Annotated in this window: 8 protein-coding genes; 2 read left to right on the top strand and 6 right to left on the bottom strand. The window is 71.5% G+C overall.

All coding sequences use genetic code 11. The annotated features are described in order from the left end of the window. On the bottom strand, window positions 1-198 hold a 198-nt coding region (locus ACYVE9_RS14770), incomplete at its 3' end, for a hypothetical protein (RefSeq protein ID WP_461028299.1). Between the two features lie 204 nt (window positions 199-402). Between ACYVE9_RS14770 and ACYVE9_RS14765 the strand changes: the two genes are divergently transcribed. Continuing rightward, window positions 403-1,032 carry a hypothetical protein gene (locus tag ACYVE9_RS14765; protein WP_461028298.1) on the top strand — a complete coding sequence of 210 codons (630 nt, stop codon included), beginning with the start codon at window positions 403-405 and terminating at the stop codon, window positions 1,030-1,032. Between the two features lie 248 nt (window positions 1,033-1,280). Here ACYVE9_RS14765 and ACYVE9_RS14760 read toward each other — a convergent pair whose 3' ends face one another. From ACYVE9_RS14760 to ACYVE9_RS14740, 5 genes are all read right to left on the bottom strand, one after another. Further along, complete coding sequence (locus ACYVE9_RS14760; RefSeq protein WP_461028297.1) at window positions 1,281-1,511, bottom strand: hypothetical protein; 231 nt, start codon at window positions 1,509-1,511, stop codon at window positions 1,281-1,283. Further along, window positions 1,508-1,756, bottom strand: a complete 249-nt coding sequence (locus ACYVE9_RS14755) for a hypothetical protein (RefSeq protein ID WP_461028296.1) — start codon at window positions 1,754-1,756, stop codon at window positions 1,508-1,510. Before ACYVE9_RS14755 ends, ACYVE9_RS14760 begins: the two co-directional genes overlap by 4 nt. Window positions 1,757-1,899: 143 nt before the next feature. Further along, entirely contained in the window at window positions 1,900-2,121 is a 222-nt protein-coding gene (locus ACYVE9_RS14750) for a hypothetical protein (protein ID WP_461028295.1), read from the bottom strand. 107 nt (window positions 2,122-2,228) lie between these two features. Then, a complete protein-coding gene (locus ACYVE9_RS14745; protein WP_461028300.1) occupies window positions 2,229-3,413 on the bottom strand; it encodes a helix-turn-helix domain-containing protein in 1,185 nt (394 codons plus the stop codon). 364 nt (window positions 3,414-3,777) lie between these two features. Beyond that, window positions 3,778-4,605, bottom strand: a complete 828-nt coding sequence (locus ACYVE9_RS14740; RefSeq protein WP_461028294.1) for a hypothetical protein — start codon at window positions 4,603-4,605, stop codon at window positions 3,778-3,780. Window positions 4,606-4,811: 206 nt separating this feature from the next. Between ACYVE9_RS14740 and ACYVE9_RS14735 the strand changes: the two genes are divergently transcribed. Further along, window positions 4,812-5,199: RibD family protein (locus tag ACYVE9_RS14735; protein WP_461028293.1), on the top strand; the 388-nt coding region annotated here is incomplete at its 3' end.

Here is a 5,199-nt window from a genome sequence, read left to right as displayed (position 1 = left end):
CGGCAGCGCCGCCCACAGCAGCCCCGACGCCGCGAGGGCGGCAGCTCCCCTGGCCGCGACGATCGCCGCCACCGTGCGCCGCGGAGCCCGTCTGTGTGCGCCCTCACCACCCGGCATCACCCTGCCCCGCCCCTTCGTAGCCTGTGCCTTCTTCTGCTTCTTGTCCCCCGGGTCCGGCGCGGAACCGCGAGTCGACAAGTGGTGCACGGATCCTAGGACACCGCGGCACCGGCATGATCGTCTCGCGGACCCGCGCAGTACGGACCGCCGTCGCGGGGGTCCGTCAACTCCACTGCGGACGGGTCCTCTTGGCCCGGCAGTGACTTCACCGTTCCTCCACACGGAGTCCCGACCGAACTGATAGGGAAGGTGGAGTACCACGGACCGCAGGGGGAGGAACGCGTGGGAGACGGCAGAAGTCGGCCGGTTGCGGCGGGGGTGGCCGTGCTGGCGGCAACGGTGGTGCTGTTGTTGGCCGGATGCTCCGAGCAGGCAGCGGAACAGCCGTCGCGCGTGGACGTGAGCGACGGCGGACTGTGCCCGTTCCTCACCGACGGGGAGATGGAGCAGCTGAACCTGTCCGTCCTCTCCCCGGGCCCCGGTTCCGGCGACGCCGAGGCCGACGCCGAGAAGGCCGAGCGGAAGGCGAGACGGGACCGCGAGGACCGCGTCCTCGACGAGTGCGCGTACGTCGGGCCACGGCTCGGGGACGCGCCGCTGGACCAGGTGCGCGCCCGGCTGCGGGAGGGGAGCGTCACGGAACTCGGGGACGCCGACCCGAGATGGCGCGCCCGGGAGGACGCGGAGCGCGACGGGATCGCCTTCGAGAAGGACGCGGCGTTCAGCAAGGACACCGCCGTGTGTGAACTGCTGGCCCCGGGGCGGCCGGCCGACGGCGGGGACCCGGCCACCACGGTGGAGGTGACGGTGTTCGTCCCCGTCGCCTCCACCGCCGGCCACCGGCCCGGGGACGGCTGCGCCGCCATGAACGAGGCCGCACCCCTGATCGAGCGGAAGTTCCGGCAGCCCTGACCGCCCGGGCGGCGTTCAGTCCATGAGCGCTGCCCGGGCGCGAGTCCCGTCCCCTCAGGCGACGGGTGGCCTCTCACGGTGACAGGCACAACGGCACACCTGGTAGCTGACGCCCGGCGTCGGGACCGAACGCGGGACGGCCTCGGCACAGGCGGCATGGGAGCCCGGGCGGCAGTCGTAGGAGGCGTACGACGCGTGGGGCACGTCCGGTTGCGAGTGCGCCGGCTGGGCCTCTCGCGGAGCGGCGGTCACGTCCGTCCCTCCGGTTCGGCGAAGGCGCGGCGTACCCGGTCGGCGGCAAGGTCCCAGGCCAGCGCGGTGGCCAGCACGGACGCCAGCTCGGCGGTCCGGTCGATCCACCGGAACCCGTCCGCGTCGCGGCAGAGCACCTCCGGATGCCCGTCGGGCAGCACGCAGCAGAGGCGGTCCGGGCCGGGGGCTCGCCGCCCGCACGGCCGGGCCCGGCCCTCGGCCCTCACGTCGCGTTCCCGTGACCGCAGCCGTCCAGGTCGAGGCAGCACGTCTCGGTGACACGGAGCTGGCGAAGCGTGCGCTGCTCGTACTCGGTGAAGTACGGCCGCACCACGGGCAAGTTGTCGACGAAGAACGGCAACTGGCGCTCGCTGTAGGGGGAGCGGGGCGCCGGCAGCCACCGGGACGGCGCCCCGGGCGCCGGAGGCGGTACCGCACCGATCCCCGCAGGCGTGCTCGCCGCCCTGCTCACGGGTCCACGACAGGGCCTTGCCGGGGGCCTGAAAAGGACAAGAGCCACCCGGTCGAGCAGCCAGCGGATAGTGTTCCTCACGTCGATCTCCTAGTCGGGTCGGCCACGCCCCGGGAGGTCTCAACCACCTCGTCGGGGTCTTCTCAGGTCGGGTTCGGGAACGCTCGGGCGGACGGTGCTCCGGACAGCCCGTCGTCGGCACCGTCGAGGTCGGTCCCCGGGTCGGCCTCCGACGGGGCCGGAACAGGCTTCCACTCCGGGCGGGGGCCCTGGAGCGAGTGCCGCGCTGCTGTTCCGGCGGCGGCATCCGCCAGGTCCCTGCGGCGGGCACGGTCGGCGGCGGTGCGCCGCCCCGGGCTGGTCATCGTCGGCCCTCCATGACAGTCACGTGCTGACTGTCACATCGTGTCCACGCAAAGTGGCCGGAACTATCAGCCCGTGCTGATAGTTCCGGCCACCGCCTGACTGATCGTCACATACCAAGCCAGGCACCGTAGTTACTGAACGAGTGCGGCAGTTGTCGCCGTGCGGAATCCAGACCGAGATAGGTCTCACGGACCAAGGGGTGGTACTTCGCTTGCTGTGGCGCCGCGCTGCGAGCCTTCTGGATGCTCTTGAACGCGGCGTCCGTGCGCCCCGTCCAGAGCTGCGCCCGGGCCACCTCGGCGTAGTGGTGGCTGCGTCGGCTCGCCGGCCAGTCCTCGGGCAGCGGAAGCCCGGCGGCCTCGGCCACCGCTTCGTCGTAGAGATCCCGCTCCGCCAGCGTGCTCACCCTGTGCACGCCCACGTTGGTGGGCCCGAAGGCGAGCCAGTGCACCTTCTCGGCGGCACCCGTCCGGGCGGCGATACGCCGGGCCTCCTCCAGGTGGCCGTCGGCAGCCGCTCCGTCTTTGCTGCGAGCGGCGAGCACCGACGCCCCGAGGTGCAGCTGGCCCGTGACCACGTCACGTTCCGTTCCCGGTTCGGCCTGCTCGACCCTGGCCATCCCCAGCCGGACCAGCCGCTGGCCGGTGCGGTAGTCGGTCGCCCGCAGATAGACCAGTGCGCGCATGTACTGGCGCATCCCCGACAGCACCGGGTCGGAGGCCCGCTCAGCAGCCCAGTCCAGGCGGTCCAGCGCCACCGTGCACAGGTCACCGAAACCCAGTTTGGCAGTGACGTCGTACGCCGTGCGGTACGTACTGGCCAGGACCTGCCACGCGCGGTCGGACCGGTCCGTGTGCGCGGCTGTCGTCGCCTCGGTGATCAGCCCCGGCAGCTCGCTCGCGACCGTACGCAGATCGGTGGCCCGCACCAGAGCGCAGAGCCGTTCGGCCTCGGCGCTCAGCTCGTCGATCGAACGCGGACGGACCTCCAGGTCCGCACCGAGGTCGTACAGGTCCAGTGCCTCGCGGATCGGCTGGATGAGACCGTCCAACTGGTCCTGCTGCAACTCCGTCAGGTAGGGCTGGCCCGTGAGGTCGGAGACCGGGACGGACATGGCCCGCGCCAGCGCCCCGATCACTCCTGGAGAAGCCTGGAGGTTGCCCTGTTCCACCTTCGTCAGGGTGCTGTACGAAACGGCGGACAGGTCGGCCAGTTCCTGTTGCGTCAATCGGCGGACCTTGCGTGCGTGAGCAATTCGAGTACCGACATGTTCACGGACGTGCGGCGGCATAACGGCCTCCAGGTTCTGTGCTGACATTCAGATCCGTACTCTCAACGGCGGTGTCCGACAGATGCGTTCGAGCCCGTCCGGCGGACGGGCGAAGCACCGTCCGGGCCCCGCTCCACCCGCTTGGCCCCCTGCGGCGCCGACGGCCGAGCCGGTCAGCCGTCCATTGCATGCCCTGCTGTGCGCGACCGACACCCGGCGAGTGCGGTTACGACCTCACAGGTGCGTGCTGCGCCCTCGTCGCAGAACATCCCATGCCGGGATTCCACCACCGCCTGCGGTTCGGCCGAGTGCAGCAGTTCCGGCTCGTCGCTCGCGGCCGATCGAGGAGAGTGATCACTTCGGGAACGAGTCGGTGGGTCCGGGCTCAGAGGCCCACGGCGACGAGCAGGCTGCCCGTTGTCCTGCATGACTGCCGCAGTGCCTCGACGAACAGCTCGGCGAGCCACGCTGCCGTGTCCCCGCCCCACCCTCGGACTGTGCAGTCGAAGCCCAAGCAAAGCTCCCCGGCGGGGACTTCCTGCAGACGCTCCTGGCCACTGGGCTGCGGAGTGACTCCGTCGGGAAGGGAATCGGCCTGCGGCTCAGCTCGGCACGCGAGGTGCCCCTGGGCGAGTTCCTGCGCCCTGGCTGCGAGCACGTCTCCCCGTAGCGAGCCCGGAACCCCTTCCAAGCGGACCCGCACAGTGCGTTCAGGCTGCCGGAAGGCGGTCAGCTCCCACCACTCGGACATGGAGGCGAGTGCCGCGCGGGCGTCGACCGCTGCTTCCATGGGCACCAGGGCGTGGAGGCCGGTGAGGCGGTAGGTGCCGACGGCGCTCAGTGCGTCGGACAGCAGCGCGGTCAGCGGAAGGAAGGGCAGGCGCTGCCCAGGCAGCTGGGGAGCAACGTCAACCTGGCACCAGGCCATCTCGGTCTGCCGGCCTCGGTGCTGCCAGTCACCGCCCGCGTCCAGGTGCCACCATCGGCGCCCGGGAGGCATACCCGCACTGGAGTCGACCGAGGGCCAGCCGTACGCGTCGGCCCGGCTGATCACCAGGCCGTTGATCCCGTCTGCCAACTCTGCCACGTCGTCCTGGCGCCAATGGCCGACAACGGTGGTATCGGCGTCCATGACGCCGTGGAGGCCGAGGAACATCTCCCCCGTCGAGCTTTTCCCCGTCTCTTTGACACGCGGCAACCGCTTGCGCCCCACCCTCGACTCCTCGCTGGACGTTTCGGTGCTGTCCTGCCTTGAAGTGTCCGAGGAACCGCCCCGGTCCGGTGTCGTGTCCTCGCCCGCCTCGCCCACGTACACGCTGCCGTTCACGTGGTCGGACGCCGACAGTCGCCAGTGTGCCGGGCGGCGCCGCGGCTCACCCCCTAGGCTCGCGGCAGCGATCGTCCGGGTGAAGGGGAACCATGCACGTCAGTGAGCTGGTCGGCACCGATGAGTGGCACGGCGTCGAGGAACGGCCGTTCGTCGTCTACAAGTACGCGGCCACGCTGGACGGGCGGATCGCGGCGGCGGACGGCACCAGCCAGTGGATCACCAGCCCGGAGTCCCGGGCCGAGGTGCACGCGCTGCGCGCCGCCTGCCAGGCCACTGTCGTGGGGTCCGGCACCCAGCAGGCCGACAACCCCCATCTCGCGGTCCGGTCGATGAAGGACGACCCCGAGCTGCGGGTGCCCGTGCCGGCCGACCAGCAGCCGTGGCGGGTCGTGGTGGACAGCGGCGCCCGCACGCCCGCCGGTGCCCGGATGCTCGACGACGCCGCCCCGACGCTCGTCGCGGTCGCCGAGGACGCCG

The sequence above is a fragment of the Streptomyces sparsus genome, from assembly GCF_054776295.1.
This window is presented reverse-complemented; position numbering and strand designations above follow the sequence as displayed.